At 65.2% G+C, this 21,879-nt stretch carries 16 protein-coding genes; 7 read left to right on the top strand and 9 right to left on the bottom strand.

What is annotated here, in order from left to right; translation table 11 throughout:
• Window positions 1-4 precede the first annotated feature (4 nt).
• From OU995_RS18015 to OU995_RS18005, 3 genes are read left to right on the top strand one after another with little or no spacing between them, the layout of a single operon-like run.
• A complete protein-coding gene (locus OU995_RS18015; RefSeq protein ID WP_267831393.1) occupies window positions 5-1,513 on the top strand; it encodes an ATP-binding protein in 1,509 nt (502 codons plus the stop codon).
• A gap of 23 nt (window positions 1,514-1,536) precedes the next feature.
• Window positions 1,537-4,467, top strand: coding sequence for a hypothetical protein (locus OU995_RS18010; protein WP_267831392.1), 2,931 nt, complete (start codon window positions 1,537-1,539; stop codon window positions 4,465-4,467).
• A gap of 37 nt (window positions 4,468-4,504) precedes the next feature.
• Window positions 4,505-5,044 carry a DUF4157 domain-containing protein gene (locus OU995_RS18005; protein ID WP_267831391.1) on the top strand — a complete coding sequence of 180 codons (540 nt, stop codon included), beginning with the start codon at window positions 4,505-4,507 and terminating at the stop codon, window positions 5,042-5,044.
• A gap of 196 nt (window positions 5,045-5,240) precedes the next feature.
• Here OU995_RS18005 and OU995_RS18000 read toward each other — a convergent pair whose 3' ends face one another.
• Window positions 5,241-5,573, bottom strand: coding sequence for a hypothetical protein (locus OU995_RS18000; RefSeq protein WP_267831390.1), 333 nt, complete (start codon window positions 5,571-5,573; stop codon window positions 5,241-5,243).
• A gap of 354 nt (window positions 5,574-5,927) precedes the next feature.
• On the opposite strand from OU995_RS18000, the gene OU995_RS17995 reads away from it, so the two are divergent.
• The 4 genes from OU995_RS17995 (at window position 5,928) to OU995_RS17980 (ending at window position 11,343) form a co-directional block, all read left to right on the top strand.
• Window positions 5,928-7,178 (top strand): ROK family transcriptional regulator, encoded by a 1,251-nt coding sequence (locus OU995_RS17995; protein ID WP_267831389.1) that lies wholly within the window; start codon window positions 5,928-5,930, stop codon window positions 7,176-7,178.
• Window positions 7,178-8,680 (top strand): xylulokinase, encoded by a 1,503-nt coding sequence (gene xylB, locus OU995_RS17990; RefSeq protein WP_267831388.1) that lies wholly within the window; start codon window positions 7,178-7,180, stop codon window positions 8,678-8,680. Before OU995_RS17995 ends, xylB begins: the two co-directional genes overlap by 1 nt.
• Window positions 8,681-8,789: 109 nt before the next feature.
• The gene (gene xylA / locus OU995_RS17985; protein WP_267831387.1) at window positions 8,790-10,109 is read left to right on the top strand and encodes a xylose isomerase; all 1,320 of its coding nucleotides are present in this window, start codon (window positions 8,790-8,792) and stop codon (window positions 10,107-10,109) included.
• Between the two features lie 145 nt (window positions 10,110-10,254).
• On the top strand, window positions 10,255-11,343 hold the full coding sequence (locus tag OU995_RS17980; RefSeq protein ID WP_267831386.1) for a LacI family DNA-binding transcriptional regulator: 1,089 nt from the start codon (window positions 10,255-10,257) through the stop codon (window positions 11,341-11,343).
• A gap of 13 nt (window positions 11,344-11,356) precedes the next feature.
• On the opposite strand, the gene OU995_RS17975 is transcribed toward OU995_RS17980, so the two are convergent.
• The 8 genes from OU995_RS17975 to OU995_RS17940 form a co-directional block, all read right to left on the bottom strand.
• A complete protein-coding gene (locus OU995_RS17975; protein WP_267831385.1) occupies window positions 11,357-12,745 on the bottom strand; it encodes a porin in 1,389 nt (462 codons plus the stop codon).
• Window positions 12,746-12,987: 242 nt separating this feature from the next.
• Window positions 12,988-13,671, bottom strand: coding sequence for a hypothetical protein (locus tag OU995_RS17970; protein ID WP_267831384.1), 684 nt, complete (start codon window positions 13,669-13,671; stop codon window positions 12,988-12,990).
• Window positions 13,661-13,879, bottom strand: coding sequence for a hypothetical protein (locus tag OU995_RS17965; RefSeq protein WP_267831383.1), 219 nt, complete (start codon window positions 13,877-13,879; stop codon window positions 13,661-13,663). The genes OU995_RS17970 and OU995_RS17965 overlap by 11 nt, the downstream gene beginning before the upstream one ends.
• A 179-nt stretch (window positions 13,880-14,058) precedes the next feature.
• Window positions 14,059-15,297 (bottom strand): multiple monosaccharide ABC transporter permease, encoded by a 1,239-nt coding sequence (gene mmsB / locus OU995_RS17960; protein ID WP_267831381.1) that lies wholly within the window; start codon window positions 15,295-15,297, stop codon window positions 14,059-14,061.
• Entirely contained in the window at window positions 15,290-16,873 is a 1,584-nt protein-coding gene (mmsA, locus tag OU995_RS17955; RefSeq protein ID WP_267831380.1) for a multiple monosaccharide ABC transporter ATP-binding protein, read from the bottom strand. Before mmsA ends, mmsB begins: the two co-directional genes overlap by 8 nt.
• Before the next feature lie 23 nt (window positions 16,874-16,896).
• Window positions 16,897-17,910 carry a multiple monosaccharide ABC transporter substrate-binding protein gene (chvE, locus tag OU995_RS17950; protein WP_324288761.1) on the bottom strand — a complete coding sequence of 338 codons (1,014 nt, stop codon included), beginning with the start codon at window positions 17,908-17,910 and terminating at the stop codon, window positions 16,897-16,899.
• A 392-nt stretch (window positions 17,911-18,302) separates the two neighbouring features.
• The gene (locus OU995_RS17945; protein WP_267831379.1) at window positions 18,303-19,721 is read right to left on the bottom strand and encodes an AmpG family muropeptide MFS transporter; all 1,419 of its coding nucleotides are present in this window, start codon (window positions 19,719-19,721) and stop codon (window positions 18,303-18,305) included.
• Complete coding sequence (locus OU995_RS17940; RefSeq protein WP_267831378.1) at window positions 19,718-21,691, bottom strand: glycoside hydrolase family 9 protein; 1,974 nt, start codon at window positions 21,689-21,691, stop codon at window positions 19,718-19,720. Before OU995_RS17940 ends, OU995_RS17945 begins: the two co-directional genes overlap by 4 nt.
• Window positions 21,692-21,879: the final 188 nt, after the last annotated feature.

Raw genomic sequence — 21,879 nt, 5'->3', positions numbered from 1 at the left:
ACCAGTGAGCCACGCGGACAGCCACGCGCAGGCACTTGAACTGGAACTGGGCTGGCTGGAGCGGGTGGTTCAGGCGCGGCTGGCGCGGCATTTCGGCGCGGGGGAGATGGCAGAGGCCGCCGAACCCGCACAGGCGACTGGCACCAACGGTGCTGACACGATGCCGGGGGGCCAGCGTGGCACCGCCGCCGCAGGCTTGCGGCTGGCGACCCGGGATTCGGCCTCGCTGGGCGATGCCGCCGCACCGGGTGCAGGCGCCCGGGGAACGCCGTCGGTCTTGCAGCTTCCCACCCTGCTGCCGCCCCGGCTCCCGGTGGACAGCGCCCTCCATCAATTGCATCAGGAACTGACCCTGGACGCGGACGAGCGCTTGATCCTCGCGCTGGCCCTGGCGCCCCATCTGCGCCCGTCACTGCTGGATCTGCTCTTTGTGCGCAACCGCAATCTGGACCGTGGCTTCAGCGAATTCGGCGGCTGGAAAGGCCGTTCCCACGGAGGATTCCTGCCCACCGCCGAAACGGCCGCGTTCCTCATCGCCGATGAAGATCTGGCCCGCCGGACGCAACTGCGCCAGCGCCTGGATGACGACGGCCCGCTGCGGCGTGAAGGGCTGGTGCGGCTGGATCATGACGCACCGGGGGAGCCGTGGTTCAGCGCCGCACTCCAGATCAGCGGCGAAACTCTGGCCCGGCTCACCACCGGGCAATCCCGCAAGCCGGACTTCAGCGCGGGCTTCCCTGCCCGGCTGATCACCACCCGCCTCACCTGGGACGACCTGGTGCTGGATGCGGATGCGCTGGCCGAGGTCCAGACCCTGACCACCTGGGCCCGCCATGGCCGCCAGCTGATGCGGGACTGGCAGCTCGCCCGTGCGGTCAAGCCGGGCTATCGCAGCCTGTTCTTCGGCCCGCCGGGCACCGGCAAGACGCTGACAGCCACGCTGATCGGCCAGGCGGTGCAGGCGGATGTCTACCGTATTGACCTGTCGATGGTGGTCTCCAAATACATCGGTGAAACCGAGAAAAATCTGGCGCAGGTGTTTGACCAGGCCCAGCACCGGGACTGGATCCTGTTCTTCGACGAAGCTGATGCCCTGTTTGGCAAACGCACCGCCACCAGCAGTTCCAACGACCGACATGCCAACCAGGAAGTGGCCTACCTGCTGCAACGGGTGGAGGACTTTCCGGGCACCGTGATTTTGGCCACCAACCTCAAGGGCAACATCGACGAGGCCTTTGCGCGGCGCTTCCAGTCGGTGGTGCATTTCCCGATGCCAGATGCCGACCAGCGGCTGCAATTGTGGGAAGGCCTGCTGCGGCCCACCGGCCGTCTGGCGCCCGGCGTCGACCTGCGGGAGTTGGCGGATCGGCATGAACTGGCGGGGGGCGCGATTGCCAACGTCGGACGTTTTGCAGCGCTGATTGCCTTGCAGGCGGGTCGTGAGCACATCACCCAGGCCGATTTGCGCCTGGGCATTGCGAAGGAACTTCGCAAGGAAGGACGGGTGGTGTAGCCATGGCACTTCGAGATCCCCGCATGATCGACCCACGCAGGCAAGACCCGCGTTCGGCCGATGCCATCGGCCCGACGGAAGCCGCGGCCCGGAGCGGCCCTTGTGAGCATTGCCGCCGCTGGCGCATCTTTCTGGCCGGTGTGTGTGCCGGCGTGGTTGCGCTGGCCCTGCAGGCGATGGCGGGTCCGCCCAGCATGGGCCCGCCGGCCAAGAGCAAGTCCATCGATCTGAATGCCCCGGAGTTGCGCCAGGCGGCGGCCTCCGCCGCAGCCAGCGTGGTCAATGCCGCCGTGGCCGCCGCTGCGAGCGCGGCCCAGGCACAGGCTTCGGCGGCAATGGCCGCTGCTGCCTCGGCGGTACAGGACGCGGCCGTGAGCTTTCCGCTGCCGCCGGCGGAGCGCAAGCCAGGAGCGGTGCCGGCCCCGGTGGTCGGAACCGGAACCGGAACCGGAACCTCGGCAGCATCGGTGGCTCCTAAGGTCGCTGGCGCCACCACGCCCACCACGCCCACCACGCCCACCGCAACCACCGCAACCACCACGCCCACCGCAACCACCGCAACCACCGCAACCACCGCAACCACCGCAACCACCGCAACCGCTGCAACCGCTGCAACCGCTGCAACCGCTGCGTCCGCCGTGCCCCGGTCGGCGGCTCCATCCGCAGCCCGGGGCGCTGACTTGCGCCTGGTCTATGTGACGGTGCCGCTGCCCGCCGGTCGGGTGGACACCGAGTACAAGCGCCGTGAAGTGGTGGAAGGCGGCCTGGCTCCTTACCACATCGAGATTGAAGGTACTCCGCCCCCTGGGCTGCAATTTGGCAACGACGGGTTTGTCTCCGGCAGGCCCACCCGCGTGGGCAACTTCAGCTTCACGCTGCGCGCCTACGACAGCGCCTCGCCGCGCATGGAGCAGGAACAGCACTACGTCCTGCGCGTCCTCCCACCGGCCAGCGCCGCGCCAGCGGTGGCGCCGCCCTCCGCCCCGGTGGCTCCCGCCACGCCACCGCGCCTGCAGTCGATCAGCCTGCAGGAGGCCGACGGCGCTGCAGACATCCAGTCGGATGTGCCGGTGACCTACCTGCTGACAGCGAAGGACCTGGACGACCTGGTCCCCCCCACTGAAGAAGACAAGGCCAAGCCCACCAGTACCGCCGTGGCGCCCTCGCCGCCGCTCCCGGCCTTGGCCGCCTTGCGGGCGGATGTGGAGGAAGACAGCAGCACGCTCACCGAGCCGCCGCTGATCGCCCCGGACAAACCCACACCCGCGCAGCTGCGGGGCATTCTGTCGGCAGTGGTCGGGGTTGAATATCCCACCCGCGCGATGTTTGTTGGTGCGCTGGAGGCAGAGCGATGCCGCTATTACCTGCTGCGCGTGGCCGAACTGGCCGCCAAGCGGAAAGTCGCGGCGCCGACCACCTGTCCGCTGCCGGCGGCCAAGCGGCCCGCCACTTCCGCCACGGCCGCGCCCAAGCGCAATGAGCGCCGACCGGACCAATCGGCCGTGCCGCTGGACGTCTTTTTTGACTCGCTGCTGGCCGAGGACAACCTGCGAGACGCGGTGCAGGCAGCCATGAAAGCGCATCCGGTCGGTCAGTCCCGTCCCTTGATGCTGGCGGCGGACGGTTGCCAGTGCGCGCCCGGCCACAAGGGCAATCAGGTGGTGGGGGTGATCCCGTTCTGGCGGGCGCAGGAGCAGCCGATTCCGATCAACTTCAATCTGTTCACCCGCCTGCAGTACATGGGCGTGGTGCTCAAGGACGATGGCAGCTTCGACCAGCCGCAGGACTGGGACGGTGCGGTGTCCGGCTTCTCCCGCGAGGCGCAACGCTATGACGTGGCCATGGACCTGGTGATCTACCGGCGGTCCTGGTCGCGCCTGTTGAACCGCCCCGACGATGAGGTGCAACGCATGATCAAGACCGCTGCGCAGGCGGCGGTGCAGATGATTGATCGGCAGCGGCAGGACCCGCAGACCTGGATGAACCGGTTGTTGCTCAAGCCCGGTGCCGACTCCGGCAGCCTGGTGTTTGGCGGGCTCACCGTGTTTTTCGAGGACACACCCACCGAGGGGCAGGAAGCCACGCGCTACACCGAGTTTCTGAAGGGCTTCACCAATGCGGTGCTGGAGGAAATGCAAAAGCGGGTGCGACCGTATTACCTCAACATCGTGGTGCCGGATGACCAGCTCGGCGAACGCGGCCCCTACAACTACGGCTGGCTGATGGACCTCAAGCTTCGTGCTGAGCCCCCCTGGAACACGGCACACCGGACCACGCCGGACGGGTCCAGAGAGCCGCTTTACACCGGCAAGAGCGACGTCACCGTGCAGTATCTGGTGATGATGAGCGGGGACCCGGACACCAAGAAAAAAATCATCCGTCGCAACATCGACCTCACCACCCAGGTCACGGGCGTGCGTCGCATTGATTTTCTGGACAGCATGATGCCGGTGGTGGTGCATGCCACTTCGCCCGAGGCGCAACCGGTGAATGTCAGTTCCAACATGGCACGGGACTTCCCCTACCTGGAATGGAACTATGGGGGTGTCACCTTGTGGCCGCTGCCGCTGGCGGACGTGGGCATGGGCAACCAGGTGATCCCGTCGCTGGTGGAGTATTTCATCAGTCCGCAGACGACACGGGAAAAGGCCTGTGCCTGGGTGTGCCCCAATCGGTTGCCATTGCGGCTGCTGGCGCAGACGCTGCTGCTGGGCTGCATCGTGGCGGCCGTGCTGTATGGCACCAACTGCCGGGTGCGGCGTGTGGGGATGATCTATCTGCTGGTGCTGGGTGTGGTGGCCTTCATCACCGCCGCGCTGTGCCTGATGCTGCTGACCTGCGACCCCGCATTTGCACCACTGCGTGAATCACCGTATGTGCCGCTGGTGGCCCTGGTGCTGGCGGTGGCTGCCTTTATCTACATCTTCCTTCAGTTCAGGGCGCCGGAGCTCTAGCCCGCCCACCCACCTCTCTCATGCAGGAGCAAGCACCATGGCTCATCCCGACGATGCCTTTGGACACCAAGCCGCCGACGGCCGTTCAGCCGTGCAGCGGGCCGCCGCCGGGCTGGATCCGCTACAGCGGCAGGCGGAGGCCGGCGGCGAATGGTCTGCGCAATGGGACGGCTCGCCGCGCCAGGCGGCGCAGCGTCGCATGATCGAAAGCGCCTTTGGCGGTGCGGCACAATTGGAAGAAGCGCCGGCAGCGCCGAATCTCACGGGGATGCCGGACTCGCTGAAGTCGGGGCTGGAATCGATGTCCGGCATGGATCTGTCGGACGTGCGGGTACACACGAATTCCAGCCAGCCAGCCCAACTGAATGCATTGGCATATGCGCAGGGCAATGACATTCATCTCGCACCTGGCCAGGAGCAACATCTGCCGCACGAGGCCTGGCATGTGGTGCAGCAACGCCAAGGGCGTGTGGCGCCCACGATGGAAGTGGGTGGGGTGCCGGTGAATGACGACCATTCACTGGAATCCGAGGCGGACCGGATGGGGGACATGGCCAGCCGTGGGCCGGCAGGGTGAGGGACACGTCAAGCATCACACGGGGCGAATATCGCTCAGGCTCAACGTAGGCGTTCTCACATCTGAAGCGCAACACCTTGCCAAGCTTCTGCCGAGTCCAGACGTCCCGCCGAAACGGGGGTCACACAGAGCGACTGCAATCGCGCAGCCCATCGAACCGCGCGATTGCAGCGGAGTGGCCTTCCGGCAACCCGGCTCAGCCTTGGCGGTGCGCGTCCTGCAGCAGGTTCAGCGCCTGCTGCGTGTCGCCGTGGCGCACGGCCCAGATCGCGCGGTCCAGATGAGCGACGCCGCGTTCGGCGACATCGTCATGCTGAGCCACCAGCGCCTGGCGCGCTTCTCGCATCATCTGCAGCGCATGGTCTTCATGGCTGCAGTAGAGCTCCACACGCACATCGCGCAACTGCTGCTGCAGCTGGGCACGGCGCTGTTCGCGGCTCGTGAGTTCATCATCCTGAATCGGCGCCGCTTGGGCGGACGCTGCGGCAAATGCCGCCATCAGGGCCAGGATCGGGGAGGTCTTGCTCATGTCGTACTCCTGTAGACACCGCTGAGAGAGAGAAAAAGGTTTCAGCGCTGCCGTGACTGAAGAGTGCTCCCCCAGTGTTAGAACCGCCTTAAGCCAATGTTTCTGGCGCGCAAAGCACCCACCCCGCAGACCTCGATCCAGCGCCCATCCTGCGCCCATCCTGCGCCCGTCCTCACGCCCAGCTTCACGCTCCACGCCGGTCTCCCGCGCGCCGCGCCCTGGGCGCGAATCCATCGATTGCGTTTTGCGCATGTCTTTGCGGGACAGCAGACTAGGTAGTTCCCCTGGATTCATTCGTGCAGTGCCCGAACTAATATGCTCCCAGCTCGCACCATAGCGGGCACAGGAGACAAGGTGCAGACTGACAACGGCAGCAGCCAGCAGCGGCTGAAGCTCATCCATTGCATGGCGCTGGTGCGCCAGCTGTGTGCGCGGCCGGGCCTGTCCCGCGCCGATCTGGCGCAAGAGGTCGGTCTCACCAAATCCACCATCAGCAGCCTCACCCGAGAACTGATCGCCCAAGGCTGGCTGATGGAAAGCGTGGTGGTGGCCACTGGCGACCTGGGGCGCCGCCCTACCCCCCTGTTCATCAATCCGGACCGCCTGCTGCTGCTGGGCGCGGAGGTCGGCATCGAGGGCGTCCGCGTGGTCGCGACCTCGCTGACCGGCGAGATCCGCGCCCGCACGCTCTGCACCTACGGCGCCAGCCGATCGGCAAAGGCCTGCATCGGTGTCCTGGCCTCGGCCTTGCTGAAAGTGCGCGGCCAACTCGCGCCCCATCAGGAGGTCATCGGCATCGGCATCGGTCTGCCTGGCGGCGTTGATGAGGCCCGAGGGGTGCTGCATGTGGCGCCCAACCTCGGCTGGCGAGATCTGCCCGTGGGCGCCTGGCTGGGCGATCGATTGGCCAACTCCCCGTTGGCCGATGTACCGCTTCACCTGCAGAACGAAGCCGATGTCGCCGCCATCGGGGAGATGGAATTCAATCCGTCCGAGGAAGCTCTTGACCCCCTGCTCTACGTGAGCATCAACCAGGGTCTGGGTGCGGGGGTGATCGTGGGGGACCGCCTGCTCACCGGCAGCCGGGGGCTGGCAGGCGAAGTGGGGCACATGGTGCTGCAGATCGACGGGCCGCCGTGCAGTTGTGGACGGCGCGGCTGCGCCGAGGCGCTGATCAGCCTGCGCGCCTTGACACGTCCTGACGATGGCGAAGACTCCGCAGCGGCGGCCCTTGCTGCCTTGCGGACTCGGCTGCTGGACAAGGACCGTTCCACCACACGCTCGGTCACCGCGGCTGGCCGCCACCTCGGTGTGCTGCTCCAGAACCTGGCAACCGCTTACGACCCCGCCTGCATCGTGCTTGGCGGCACGGTGGTGGAACTGGGCGCCCCGTTTCTGGCGCCCGCGCTGGAAACCCTCCATGACTACGCCACCGCCGCAGGCATGGCGCCCCCCCGCGTCCGCACGTCCCGTTTCGGCGCGGATGCAGTGGCGACCGGGGCCGCTGCACTGGCCCGCTACCGTATCACCCGTCCGCAGTTGCCCCAGGCCGGGGCCGCGCGCGGCAACACCGCCACCGACCACGCGACCGAGGAGTCCGTCTGATGTATCTCGGAATTGATCTGGGCACCTCTGAAGTCAAGCTGCTGCTGCTTGATGCCGATGGCCAGGCCTGCGGCCGCACCAGCGCGCCGCTGACCGTGCAGCGGCCACATCCGCGCTGGTCTGAACAGGACCCCGCCAGTTGGTGGGCCGCCACTGAACAGGCCGTGGCCAGCCTGCGCGCGGCAGCACCGCAAGCCTGGGCGCAGGTGCGTGCCATCGGGCTGTCCGGCCAGATGCATGGCGCGGTGCTGCTGGACCATCAGGAACGTGTGCTGCGTCCTGCCATCTTGTGGAATGACGGTCGCAGCTTTGCGGAATGTGCGGACCTCACCCGTGCCGCGCCAGCGCTGGCCGACATTGCCGGCAACCTGGCCATGCCCGGCTTTACGGCGCCCAAGCTGCTCTGGGTGCAAAAACATGAGCCGCAGCACTTCAGCGCCACGGCAACCGTGCTGCTGCCCAAGGACTATCTGCGCCTGCTGCTGACCGGCGACAAGGTCACCGACCCGTCCGATGCCGCCGGCACGTTGTGGCTGGACGTGGCGTCACGTGATTGGTCGGACACCTTGCTGGCCGCGTGCGGCCTGTGCCGTGACCAGATGCCCCGGGTGGTGGAAAGCAACCAGCCCGGCGGCACCCTGCGCCCTGAGGTGGCCCGTGCCTGGGGCTTGTCCGCAGAGGTCATCGTGGCGGGCAGCGCCGGCGACAACGCCGCCAGTGCCATCGGCATCGGCGCGACCCGCCCGGGCGAAGGCTTCCTTTCGATGGGCACCTCGGGGGTCTTGTTCGTGGTGAATGATCGCTACCGGCCCAATCCGGCTTCGGCCGTGCATGCGTTTTGCCATGCCCTGCCCGGCCGGTGGCATCAGATGAGTGTGATGCTCTCGGCCGCGAGCGCCCTGCGCTGGTTCTGCGGTTTCAGTGGCGTGGCCGATGAAGCCGCCCTGCTGGCCGAGGTGCAGGCGCTGCCGGACCATGAGTTGGCCACCGCGCCTCTGTTCCTGCCCTACCTGGCGGGCGAGCGCACCCCGCACAACGACCCGTTTGCCAGCGGCGTCCTGCACGGTCTCACGCACGACAGCACACGCGCCCATGGCGGCTATGCGGTGCTGGAAGGTGTGGCCTTTGGTATGGCCGATGGCCTTGCAGCATTGCAGGCGGCCGGCACCCGCGTGCAGGAGCTGTCCTTTGTAGGCGGCGGATCGCGCAGCGCCTACTGGGCCCAGTTGATGGCCGACGTGCTGGGCGTGGACATCGTGCGCCATGCTGACGCTGATGCCGGCGGTGCCCTTGGGGCCGCCCGGCTGGCCTGGATGGCGGATGGGGGGGAGGAAACCCAGGTGTGTCCGCGCCCGCCGGTCAGCGACCGCTTCAGCCCTCGCCCGCAACGCAGTCAGGTGCTCGCCGCCCGCCTTGCCCGCTTCCGCGCCTTTTATCAACAGCAGCGCGACCTTCCGCCGCTCCCCTCCCCGGCCGACGATCCCACTGGCCGGGCCCATTAACGCATCGGTCTCGTCCCCGACGTGAATGTCGACCTGAACCTCGACTTGATCGCCACTTCCACCCACGGTCTCTGAGCCACGTCCCCGAGGCCTCACCAGGACACCCACCATGAGCCGCTACTTCGACTCCATCGCGCCCATCCGCTACCAAGGCCCCGACGCCAACGAAGCGCTGGCCTTCCGCCATTACGACAAGGACCGCGTCGTGCTGGGCAAGCGGATGGAGGAGCACCTGCGCTTTGCCGTGTGCTATTGGCACAGCTTCTGCTGGAACGGCCTCGACCCGTTTGGTGGCAACACCTTCGAGCGCCCCTGGTTCCAGGGCGGGTCACCGATGGAACTGGCGCTCATGAAGGCCGATGCGGCCTTTGATTTCTTCAGCAAGCTCGGGGTGCCTTACTACTGCTTCCATGACCGTGACGTCGCCCCCGAAGGCGCCTCCCCGCGTGAAAGCCATGAGCATCTGATGCGCATGGTCGACGTGCTGGGTGAACACCAGCAACGCACCGGGGTCAAGCTGCTGTGGGGCACGGCCAACCTGTTCAGCCACCGCCGCTTCATGGCTGGCGCCGCCAGCAATCCGGCCCCTGAGATCTTTGCCATGGCGGCCTTGCAGGTACGCGACGCCATGGACGCCACCCTGCGCCTGGGCGGCGAAAACTACGTGCTGTGGGGCGGCCGGGAGGGTTATGAAACCCTGCTGAACACCAAGGTGGCGCAGGAACTCGACCAACTGGGCCGCTTCCTCTCCATGGTGGTGGACTACAAGCATCGCAAGGGCTTCAAGGGCACCATCCTGCTGGAACCCAAGCCGCGTGAGCCGTCCAAGCATCAATACGACTTCGACACCGCCACCGTCTACGGCTTCCTCACCCGCTACGGGCTGGAAAAAGAGGTGAAGGTGAACATCGAGGCCAACCATGCCACTTTGTCCGGCCACTCCTTCGAGCATGAGATTGCCGTGGCTGCCGCGCTGGGCATTCTGGGCAGCATCGACATGAATCGCGGCGACCCGCAACTCGGCTGGGACACCGACCAGTTCCCCAACAACGTGCCGGAGATTGCCCTCGCGCTGTATCACATCCTCCAGGCGGGCGGTCTGGGCAGTGGCGGGTTGAACTTCGACGCCAAGGTACGCCGCCAGTCTCTGGACGCGGAAGACCTGTTCCATGGCCACATCGGGGGCATGGATGTCTGCGCGCGTGGGCTGCTGGTGGCGGAACAGATGATCCAGGACGGCCGCTTGGCCGAGGCGCTGCAGCAACGGTATGCCGGCTGGGCGCAGCCCGAGGGCCGCGACATTCTGGAGGGCCGTCGCAGCCTGGAACAGCTGGCCGACCAGGTGCTGGCCCGGAATGTGGACGTGGCGCCCCGGTCGGGTCGGCAGGAGTTCCTGGAGAACCTGGTGAACCGGTTCTGCGGGGCCTGAGCGCTTCCTCTCCGGGGGCCGTTGTTGCGGAAGTGACGCGTCCATGAGCTTGCGCTGCTGCGTGACTGCCGCGCGCCGCACAGTTTGAGGCATGCTCCGGGGCCAGACCCCGGAGAATTGCGCGCGAGTCCGCGCTGCCCTTGCCATGAACACGTCCGCCAAGCCCCGCAAACCCGGCCATGCCGCCACCCTGGCCGATGTAGGCCGGGCTGCCGGGGTGTCGGCGATGGCGGCCTCCGCCGTACTCAACGGCGCGCGCACCTCCGCCCGGATCAGCGACGAAACCCGTGAGCGCATCCTGGAAGCGGCCCGGTTGCTGAACTACCGCCCCAACGCCACCGCACGCGCGCTCACCAGCCGCCGCATGAATACCCTGGGGTTGGCCACGACGCTCAAGCGCGAAGAACTGAACCAGTACTTTCTGGAGGTCTTCAGCGGGGTGATGGAGGCCGGCGCCGAGTTGGGCCAGAACACCACCGTGTTTGCCCTGGAGGACTGGCACCGCGAGGCCGCCCGGATTCCGGCGCTCTGCGATGGGCGTATTGATGGGCTGATCCTGCTGGCACCGCAGCTGGACGAACAGGAAGCCCAGCGGCTTCCGGATCACACGCCTATCTTGTCCATCCATAGCAACGTCCTGATCCCAGGCGTCATCAACCTGGAGCCGGACGACGAGGCCGGTGCACAGGCCATGGTGACCCGGCTGCTCGGCATGGGCCATCGTCGAATCCTGCATCTGGCCGGGCCCGACCATTCCCTGGGCGCCCGGCGCCGCGTGCAGGGCTATCTCCGGGCCCATGCGCTCGCCGGGATGGAGCCGCCCGCAAACCATGTGGTGGAAGGGGAATTCACCGCCGAGTCCGGGCGACGCCGGCTGGAGCAGTGGCTGGACAGCCATCGCGGCGAGGAATTGCCGCACGCCATCTTTGCAGGCAACGACTCCATCGCCATCGGGTGCCTGGACGTGCTGTCCGCCCGGGGGCTGCAGGTGCCGCATCAGATTTCGTTGGTGGGTTTCGATGACACCCAACTGGCCCGGTCCGCACGGCTGGCGACCGTGCGTCAGCCGTTGCGAGACCTCGGTCAACGCGCGGCGCGGTTGCTGGTGGCCAGTGTGGATGCCAAGCTGGGGGAAGGCCCTCCCCCCGAAATCACGAACGTGGTGCTGCCCACCGAGCTGGTGGACGGTGCCACGCTGGGGGCGCCGCGCTCGGGCGCCCTTCCCATCACCTGACGCGCCTGCGTGCTTAGAACGCGTGCCTCAGCCCGAGGCCGAACAGTCGCGTGGTGGCGTCCATCTGCGTGCCCGCACCGGACAGCACCGGGATCTCCAGCGCGCCCATCGGCAGCAGCAGCGTCGTCGGGCCGCCCGCCAGCGTGAGCGCCGGGTTCAGCGGGCTGCGGACGATATCGCCCCGCTTGTCTTCCACCTGCGCATAACGCACATAGACGGCGGTGCGCTTGGACAGGTTGTATTCCGCTCCCAACGTGTAGGCCAGGTTTTTTCCGTGGGTGAAATTGTTGAAGCGGTTGTCGCTGACCTGGGCGATCAGGTCGATCCAGCGGACCGCCTGCTTCACCGCAAAGCTGATGGAAGTGATGCGTGGGTCGATGTTGCCCGATTCCTTGAACTGGGCGCCATAGAAATTCCCGGCCAACTCCGTTCCGGTGCTGGCAATCCGGTATTTACTGCCGACCATGTAGCTGGTGAAACGCTCGACATTGAACAGCGGTACGTAGCCCTGCGCCGACGCAATGCCAAACGGAACACCGAAGTGATTGCGGTGATAACTGCCCACCAGCGTGAGGTCGGATTCGGTATAGACGACCATCGCTCCCACTGATTTGCCGCGGCCGGAGCCGTCTTCGGTACCGGCATTGGCGCCGCCGATGATCTGGCCGGTATTGGCATTGGAAGCGGGTGAGCGGGACGCACTCACGCGGGTGCCGACGCCGCCGTTGGGGGTGTAGGACAGCTGTGCCAGCCAAGGGCCCTTGGCCAGGGTGTAGCTGGCCATATTGTCTTGATAGACCTGCAGGTTGTTAACCGTCACACCAGCGCCGAGGATGTCGGTGGAGCCAAGCCGCTCAACGCTGTTGAAGTAGTAGGCCACCAGCATCGGCGCGGCCTGGCGACCCAGGCGGAATTCCCCGACGGGCGTCGTCAGGCCCACCCAGGCCACGCGGCCGAAGAAGCGGCCGTCATTGCTGATGGTCCCGGCGTCTGGCGTGAAACCGCCTTCGAGCTGGAATTTGGCCTGATAACCGCCGCCCAGATCCTCATTGCCCTTGAAGCCGAGGTAGGACTGCCGGGTCAGGCTGGTGGACATGCGGGAGGTCGACGTCGCTGGAGCGGCCACTTCATTGGTCAGTTGACGACCGCCACTGACGCTGAACAAGGTACCCTGGACATTGCCCTGGCTCTTTTTGATCTGGTCCACACCGACGTCGAAGGAGCCGTACAGCGTGATGCCGGAGTCGGCATGAGCGGGCGCCGAGAGGGGGCCGAGTGCGACAAGTGCTGCGAATACGGCCAGCGTGCTGGCAGCAACAACGCCTGGCTCGGACCGAGCACAAGGGTGAAATGATGAAGAAACGGCGCTCTGGCCGGCGTCGTTGGGGTAATGCTGCGACATGGGGAAATGATGGACGGCCACCCGACGGGCGAGCCAGTCACTACGTGGAGTGACTGCGAGTATTCACGAAACCGCCCAGGGTCGAAACCAAATGTTGGATTTGAGGAACATTCCCTGAGGCCGTGTCACTGAATCGCTTGCCAAATGGCGAGCTGTCACCCGCGTCGGTGAATGGCATCCCAAGGGCGCGCGCTTTCAAAATTTAGTGCAGAAGGGGCACGCGGCCTGCACCAAAGAAACGGCTAACCGTTGAACTGGCGCGACAACACAGGCCGAAGCGTGACTTCAAGCCGCTGCGGCGCCCCGGCCGTGCCGACAGTCAGTGATCCCAACTTCAGCTTCAAGACCTCACTCATACGAGGCGATACGGCATAACCCAGATAAAGACAGCCCTTTTTACCGGGCTCCACATACAGTTGACCGTTCGACAACGGATGGAGGTCGTCACCAAAACGGGAATAGGGACCGCAGAGCCCCTCCTTCCAGGCAATGGTGGCAGGAGCGTAGAGCTTGCCTTGCCCGTCGCGCACACTCCCGCTCACCAGGAGATCCGCTGCCTGGTCCGGTGCCGCGGTCAATTCGACGGAGATGGCTAGAGCACGGTCCGGCGTCTCCACATCCGATGCGTTTTCCGTGATGGGCAAGACATAACCCAGACGCGTGGTGGATGACTTCTGCGCACGGCCCGTGGCCTCCACGACCAGCTTGGTCTCCCTCACCCTGAACACGGCCTCAGTGTCGAACGGCGGAATGATCTGCGCAGGCACCACTGCACCTTCCACGCTGAGCGCCTCGGCCTGGCGAATGACCGTGATGTGCTGCGGGAAGCTGCATGCGGACAATGACGCCACCACCGCCCCCACCAGTGACGCCTTCAGATGGATGGGCCAAGGCCACGCCGGCCATTTCGCAGCATCAGTGTCCATTTTTCTCCTTGATCTGGTCCGTATAGCACACATAGGACCGAAGGCCCATCGCCTCGAACTGGACGGCCGCGAACAACGGAATGGTGGCCTGAACAACCACGGTGTAGAGCGTCGTATTTCCGAAGAACGGCTGAAGATCGCCCAATGCCAGGTCAGGGGTGATGGAGAAGGCCTGGAAGCCGCTGACGTTGCAGAAGCAGCGGCTCATTGATCTTGAAATATCAATGACAAGGGTATGACGAGTTCACATCATTGAAAAGAGGGTGTGTGCCCATTGTGAACCGTCCACGGCGCACTGTTGCCGCATTGACGCAATGAGAAGATTTGCAAGCCAGATGACCAAGCGGACATCATGTGTCCGCTTTATTTCCTGAATTCAAGCCCGACTTACTTCCGCTTGTTGTAGACATCCACGAACACGGCGGCCAGCAGCACCAGGCCCTTGATCACCTGCTGGTAATCAATGCCAATGCCCAGGATGGACATGCCGTTGTTCATCACGCCCATCACAAAGGCGCCAATCACGGCCCCCATGATCTTGCCCACGCCGCCCGAGGCCGACGCTCCGCCCACGAAGCATGCGGCAATGACATCCAGCTCAAAGCCAAGACCGGCCTTGGGAGACGCGGTGTTCAAACGCGCCGCAAACACCAGCCCAGCCAGCGCCGCCAATGCGCCCATGTTCACGAAGGTGAGAAAGGCCACCCGTTCAGTGCGAACACCGGACAAGCGCGCCGCCTTTTCATTGCCGCCCACCGCATACACGCGGCGGCCCAGCGTGGTCCGGCCGGCAATGAAGTCATACACCAGCGTCAGCACCACCATGACCACCATCACCGTCGGCAGGCCTTTGTAGGAGGCCAGCAGCCAACTCATGGCCAGCACGCCGCCCACAATCACGGTTTGGCGCAGCAGGAAGATCGGGCCAGGCTCGACATCCATGCCGTGCATCAGGCCCGCACTGCGATGTCGCCATGCCACCACCACGGCGGTGACCGACAGCAGCAGACCCAGGCCCAGCGTGGTGGGCCACGGATCTTCCTGATTGAAAAGTTCCGGCAGGAAGCCGGCGCTCAGCGCCTGGAACGAGTCCGGGAATGGGCCCAGCGACTGCCCCTGCAGCAGCGCCAGCGCCAACCCCTTGAAGACCAGCATGCCGGCCAGGGTCACGATAAAGGACGGAATGCCCAGGTAAGCCACAAACCAGCCCTGGGCGGCACCGATGATGGCCCCCGCCACCAGGCAGACCATGGCCGCCGGAAAGGGCGGCCAGTTGTAATTCACCATCAACACCGCCGCCAACGCGCCGATGAAGCCGCAGACCGAGCCCACGGAGAGGTCGATATGCCCCGCCACGATCACCAGCAGCATGCCCAGCGCCATGATGACGATGTAGCTGTTCTGCAGCACCAGGTTGGTCAGGTTCAGCGGCTGCAGCAAGGTGCCGTCGGTGAGCACCTGGAACAGGCCCATGATGGCCACCAGCGTGATCAGCATGCCGTAGTCACGCAGATGACGCTTCACGAAATGAGCGATGCCGCCCTGCGAAGGGCCGCGAGGCGCGGGCGGCGGGGCCGTACGCACGGGGGGGGCACCGTTGATCGGTGCCGTCAGTGGGTCATGCATGGAGTAACTCCCGGGCGCCAACGATGGCACCCATGATTCTTTCCTGTGAGGCTTCGGCGGCATCCAATTCAGCCACCATGCGCCCTTCATTCATCACATACATCCGGTCGCACATGCCCAGCAGCTCGGGCATTTCTGAAGAGATCATCAGAATGCCGCAGCCGCTCTCGGCCAGTTGTGCGATGAGGCTGTAGATCTCGAACTTGGCACCCACGTCAATGCCGCGGGTCGGCTCGTCCAGGATCAGCAGCCGGGGCTTGGAGAACAGCCACTTGGCCAGCACCACCTTCTGCTGATTGCCGCCGGATAGATGCACCGCCTGCTGGGCCACGTCGCGGCAGCGGGTAGCCAGTTGGCGGCGATAGTCCTGCGCCACCGAATGTTCGCGCCCGGCATCCAGCACCCCGGCGCGCGAGACGCCGGGCAGATTCGCCAGGCTGGTGTTGCAGGCAATCGATTCATTCAGGAGTAGACCGAGGCCCTTGCGGTCCTCGGTGACATAGGCCAGACCCGCGCTGATGGCTTTGGGCACGGTGGACACGTCCACCGGCTGGCCATCCATCAAGGCGGTGCCGGAGACACGGCGCCCGTAGCTGCGACCGAACACGCTCATGGCGAGCTCGGTACGCCCTGCCCCCATCAGGCCTGCAATGCCAACGATCTCGCCGCGGCGCACCGTCAGATTGATGCCGCGCACCACTTCCCGCCCGGCTTGCACCGGATGGAAGGCGCGCCAATCCTTCAGTTCAAACAGCATCTCGCCGATCTTGGGCGTCCGGCGGGGATACCGGTCCGCCAGATCGCGGCCGACCATGGCCTGGATGATGCGTTCTTCACTCACCGGTTCATGACGGCAGTCCATCGTGGTGATGGAGCGGCCGTCGCGCAGCACGGTGAGACGGTCCGCCACGCGGGTGATCTCGTTGAGCTTGTGCGAAATGAGGATGCAGGCAATGCCCTGCGCCCGCAGCTCCATCAACCGGTCCAGCAATGCTTCGCTGTCCGATTCATTCAGGCTGGCGGTGGGCTCGTCCAGAATCAGCAGCCGCACGGATTTCGCCAAGGCCTTGGCGATTTCCACCAGCTGCTGCTGGCCAATGCCCAGGTCCGCCACCCGCGTGTCGGGCGACTCGCGCAGCCCGACACGGGCCAGCAGGTCCCGCGCACGGCGGAACATGGCCATGCGATCAATCACGCCCAGCCGGGCTGGCTCATGGTTGAGAAACAGGTTCTCCGCAATGGAGAGCTGCGGCACCAGGGCCAGCTCCTGGTGGATGATGATGATGCCCAGCGATTCACTGTCGACAATGCCGCCGAAACGGCGCTCCTCGCCTTCAAAATGAATCTCGCCGTCATAGTCGGGGTGCGGGTAGACCCCGCTGACCACCTTCATCAACGTCGATTTACCGGCACCGTTTTCGCCCACCAGAGCGTGGATCTCGCCGGGGTGTACCTTGAGGTGCACATTCTCCAGCGCGGTCACGCCATGAAAGCGTTTGGTGATGCCGCGCAGCTCCAGCAGCGGCGCGGCAGCCTCCGGCGCACGCGCCGCAGGCATGGGGATCGCTTCAGCCATTAGGACCTCCGTGCGGGGTGGAATCAGCGCAGCTGGCTCTCTTTGTAGTAGCCGCTGTCCACCAGCACAGGCTTCCAGTTGGTGGCGTCCACAGCCACCGGCTTCAGCAGAATGCTGGGCACCACCTTGACGCCGTTGTTGTAGGTCTTGGTGTCGTTCACCGCCGGTTGCTTGCCGCTGAGCATGTCGTCCACCAGGCCGGCGGCAGCGGTCGCCAGGGCGCGGGTGTCCTTGAACACCGTGCTGGCCTGCTCGCCCTTGATGATCGACTTGATCGACGGAATTTCCGCATCCTGGCCGGACACCACCGGGCACGGCAGCGTCTTGCTGCAATAACCGGCGCCCTTCAGCGAGGACAGGATGCCGATGCTGATGCCGTCATACGGAGACAGCACGGCATGCAGACGATCCTTGCCGTAAAAGGCGCTGGCCAGGTTGTCCATGCGGGCCTGGGCCGTGGAAGCATCCCAGCGCAGCGTGCCCACCTTGCCCATGCCCATCTGCTTGCTGCGCACCACCAGCTTGCCGCTGTCGATGTAGGGCTTGAGCACCGACATGGCGCCGTCGTAGAAGAAGGTGGCGTTGTTGTCGTCCGGCGAGCCGCCGAAGAGCTCGATATTGAACGGGCCCTTGCCCTGCGCCAGGCCCAGCTTGTCGATCAGGGACTGGCCCTGCATCACACCGACCTGGAAGTTGTCGAAGGTGACGTAGTAATCGATGTTCTTGGTGCCCTTGATCAGACGGTCATAGCCCACCACCTTGATGTTGGCGGCGGCGGCCTTCTGCAGCACGCTGGACAGCGCCGAGCCGTCGATGGACGCAATCACCAGCACCTTCACCTTCTTGGTGATCAGGTTTTCGATCTGAGCCAGTTGATTGGGGATGTCGTCTTCAGCGTATTGGAGGTCGGTGCGGTAGCCCTTGTCCTTGAACGCCTTGACCATGTTGTCACCGTCCGCGATCCAGCGGGCCGAGCTCTTGGTCGGCATCGCGATGCCGATCAGACCTTTGTCCTGAGCCACAGCCTGGCTGGCCATCCCGGCCAATCCAAAGGCCGCCACCAGCGAGGTCAGCAGGCCCAGGGCGCCGCGGCGCGGCAGCATTGCTTTTTTCATGAGGTCTCCGTTGTGTGCTTTTAGGAATCAGTGCCCGTCGGCCCGCCTCTCTCGCAAGGCTGCCGAAGGTGGGTGAGCATCGCATGAATGAAAACTGAATGCATCATGAACAACCCATGAATACTTCAGCCCTGTGCGGGGCATGGCAACGGGCGTGCCACCCCTGTTCATCGATGTTCTGCCCGGTTTTGCATCATCCGCCGACGCAGGAAATGCCTCGATAAAGTTTCAACGCGGGGTGATACCCGTTTGAGCATCACCCCGCGTTCGTGGGCGCTATGAGGTCGCGCCATGCAGGTTTCTCAGTGTTCTCCCTAATGACCGCCGGGCGCGCCAGTGCCATCCGAAGGGTCGTGCGCCTTCACCGGAAATGGCGCCAGCCAGGCCAACACAATGGGCGGAATGGAGAAGAGCAGCACCAGCCCGAAGAAGGAGGCGTATTGCTGGCCAACCGCTGCATACACCCAGCCGCTCACACTGCCGGTGGCCCACTTGGTGAGCGCCATCACGCCTGTCGCCATGGCGTAGTGCGTCATCTTGAATGGCCCCGGCGCAATCTGCTGCATCATGTACAGCATGTGGCCCACCGAGCCCATCCCGTAGCCGAATTTCTCGATGGCGACCACGGCGCCAATCAACATCACGTTGTCCGGCATGCCATGGCTCAGGTAGTAGTAGGTGAGGTGCGGCAGGTTGAGGGCAATGGCCAGCAGGAAGAACGTGCGCTTGAGCGTCATGCGGGCCACGATGAACCCGCTGAGGAAGGCCCCGGCAATAAACGCCACGGTGCCCACGGTGCCGTAGATGTGGCCCAGCGCGGCGTTGTCCAGCCCCAGGCCGCCAGCGTCACGCGGGTCCAGCAGGAAGAGCGGGCCAAACTTCTCGATGAAGCCCTCCCCGAAGCGATAAAAGAACACAACGGCCAGCATCATCCAGATGGAGGGCTTCTGGAAGAAGGTGATCCAGGATTCCCGCAGCGACACCATGGCACTGCGCAAGTCCTGCCCCTGCACCGCCGACGGGGCCCCTGGCGGCAATACGCGCAGGTGCCACAGGCCAAATCCGCCCATCATGCCGGCAGCCCCCAGCATCACCGCCATCCAGCAGTGCACCCATGACCAGCCCAGGTCTTTGTGCAGCCAGCCGGTGAGCGACACCAGCAGCCCGGAGGCCACCACCGCGCCGAGGTTCCAGCACATGCCCTGCACGCCGGCATAACGAGCCTGATCGCGCAGCGGCATGGTGGTCATGAAGACGCCATCGGCGGCAATGTCCTGGGTGGCAGAAGCGAAACCGGTGATCCAGAAGAAGGCCAGGGATGCGCGGAAGAAGCCCTCCAGCGGCAGGCTGAAGGCCACCAGGCCCAGCGAAGCCATCATCAGGAACTGCATGCTGATCACCCACCAGCGCTTGGTGCGGTAGGGTTCCAGCAAGGGGGACCACAATGGTTTGAGCACCCACGGCAGGTACATCTGCGAGGTGTAGAGGGCGATGTCCTCATTGGAGATGCCCATGTTTTTGTAGAGGATCGCTGCCACGGCGCCCACCAGCACATTGGGCAGGCCCATGGCGAGGTAGAGCGATGGCACCCAGGTGAGCGGGTGGCGTTTGCCGGGGGCAGGATCGTCGGTAGCAGTGGCCGGCGCGGGTGGCGCGGACTGTGCCGCAGCGATGCCTGACGCCGACTGGGGGCTACCGTGGCTCGGGCTGGTGGTGGAGAGATCGGCGCTCATGGGCGACCTTTCTGGGTGTCTGGATGAGGGGAGCTTTGGTTGACCGGCCGGCCTCGGGTGTCGAGGGGAGGCTTGCGCGATGGCACGGCATCGGCCCGCCCCAACACGTCCAGCGCGCCCGCCACATAGACCAGCGGTGCATTCCAGTTGATGGCGACTTCATTGCTGGCGTAGCTGCACAGATGGTCCAGCCAGGACAAGGCCGTGAGCGACGACGGGTACGGCACGGGGCATTCGGCCTTGTCCTGCTGGCCGGGGTTCGCCCCACCCACCAGGAAGCCGGGGATCGGGTCGGTGATGCCATCTGCCTCCGAGGGGCGGTGATGGGGATGCATGGGCGGGCGAAGCCCAAAGCCGGTGACCTGGGAGCGCCCCAACGGGTTGCGGCCCAACACGTAATCCAGGTTGGCCTGCGCGGCAGCAAGGGCGTCGCGGCGCAGTTGCCGCGCTGCCGCGTCTGCAGGGGATGTCGGCGTCGCGTCGATCAGTCGCGCGGCCTGGATCAGCATCAGGGCTTGATTCAGCACTTCTGAATTGCTGCCCCAGCGATAGTCCTCCGCTTGCATCGGCACCCGCCAGGCGGATTGTTTCCACCGCTGCACCAGGGTGACTGCGAGGGTCCGGATGCGTTGCTGAACAATGACCCGGTCGGCGGCCGGCAGCCGGTTCTGGTGCTGAGCCAGCGTGACCCAGGCGAGCCCCTGTACGTCACTCCACGACGGCACATTGATCGGCACCTGCCCGAGGCGCATGGCATCCAGAAAGCGCTGCTCCCCGGTCGTGACCAACAGCTCGGCAGCCGCCCAGGCGAATTCATCGTCCAGGCGGGTGTCGTCATAAGCCCCAGTGACGACATCGGCGGGCTGCTGGTAGAGCACATTCCGATGCTGCTGGGCCCAATCCCAGGCGGCGATGGCTGCAGAGCGCATGCGGGCGGAACGCCCCGGGGACTGCGCGTCCAACGGGGCCAGCACCCGGCTGGCGGCCGCCATGACCGCAGCAAAATCGAGTGTGGCGGCGGTCGTCTTCTGCACCACATACCGATCGGTGGTCGCAGCAGCCGGCATCACCATGCCGTCGAACTTGAGATTGGTGAGCTTGTGGTAAACGCCGCCATCGGCGGGGTCTTGCATCGTCAGCATCCAATCCAGATTCCATAGGGCTTCATTGAGCAGGTCGGGCAGGCCATTGCCGGTTTCTGGCACTCCGACCTTCAGGTCCCGGTAGAACGATGGGAAATGCTCATAAGCCGCCAGCAGCGTGTAGGTGCTGATGCCGGAATTGACGATGTACTTGTTGTAATCGCCCGCGTCATACCAGCCTTTGGGGCTGCTGGTGGCTTCCCCTTCCCGACGCTGCGGGCCTACCGCAGAGGCATGAATGAGGACCCGCGTGTCGGGGTGACCGGCGGCACGGGCATAGACACCGCCCAGCGCGGGCGTGATGTCGATACCGGCGCGGTTGAAATAAAAGGCACGGATGGCGGCTGCCGTCAACGGCGTGTAGACCGAATCACCCACCACGAACGGAGCGGAACGCCCCATACCGGACACCTGCAACTGATAGGTGCCCGGCTGGCGGAGCGCTGACAGGTCGGCCAGCTTGACCGTCCTCTCAGCCAATGACCAGGTGGCGGACGCCGATAACGGGCCTTTCAGAACGGTGCGGCCCTGCTGGTCCACCACGGCAAAACCACGTGCCGGCCCCTCCGGCACCACCGCCCATTTGGCGGCTGCGATGGGGAATCCCACTGAATTGATCTCGATCTGTGTCTCGATCTGTGCGCGGGGCTCCGCCACAGCGGGGATGGCTGCGGTTGCCGATGGCGTCAACACGCTCAACAGCACGGCCATGCCGATGCCTGCGGCGGCTTGGTGGGGCCACGGACTGGCCAACGAACGAACGGCGGCCGCCACGATGGCGGCATGGGCCACGGCGGCGGCTGGCCGCTGCCTCTCAATGAGCTTCATGTGTCTCCTGTCTGTCCGGCAGCTCGTGCGTTCGAACCCGTTCAGTCCGCGTTGATTTCAACGCCTTGTTTAGCGCTAAATCAGCGTGAGTTTCAAACGGGGAAACGACGGCTTGCTTGTTGGTGTGGGCGCGAGAATAGAGCAAGGCCTCCAAAACGCCGTCGGGGACAACCCGCCCCTGGCCGGCA

It is taken from the genome of Roseateles sp. SL47, from assembly GCF_026625885.1.
In the GTDB taxonomy this organism is placed as follows: Bacteria; Pseudomonadota; Gammaproteobacteria; order Burkholderiales; family Burkholderiaceae_C; genus Roseateles.
This window is presented reverse-complemented; position numbering and strand designations above follow the sequence as displayed.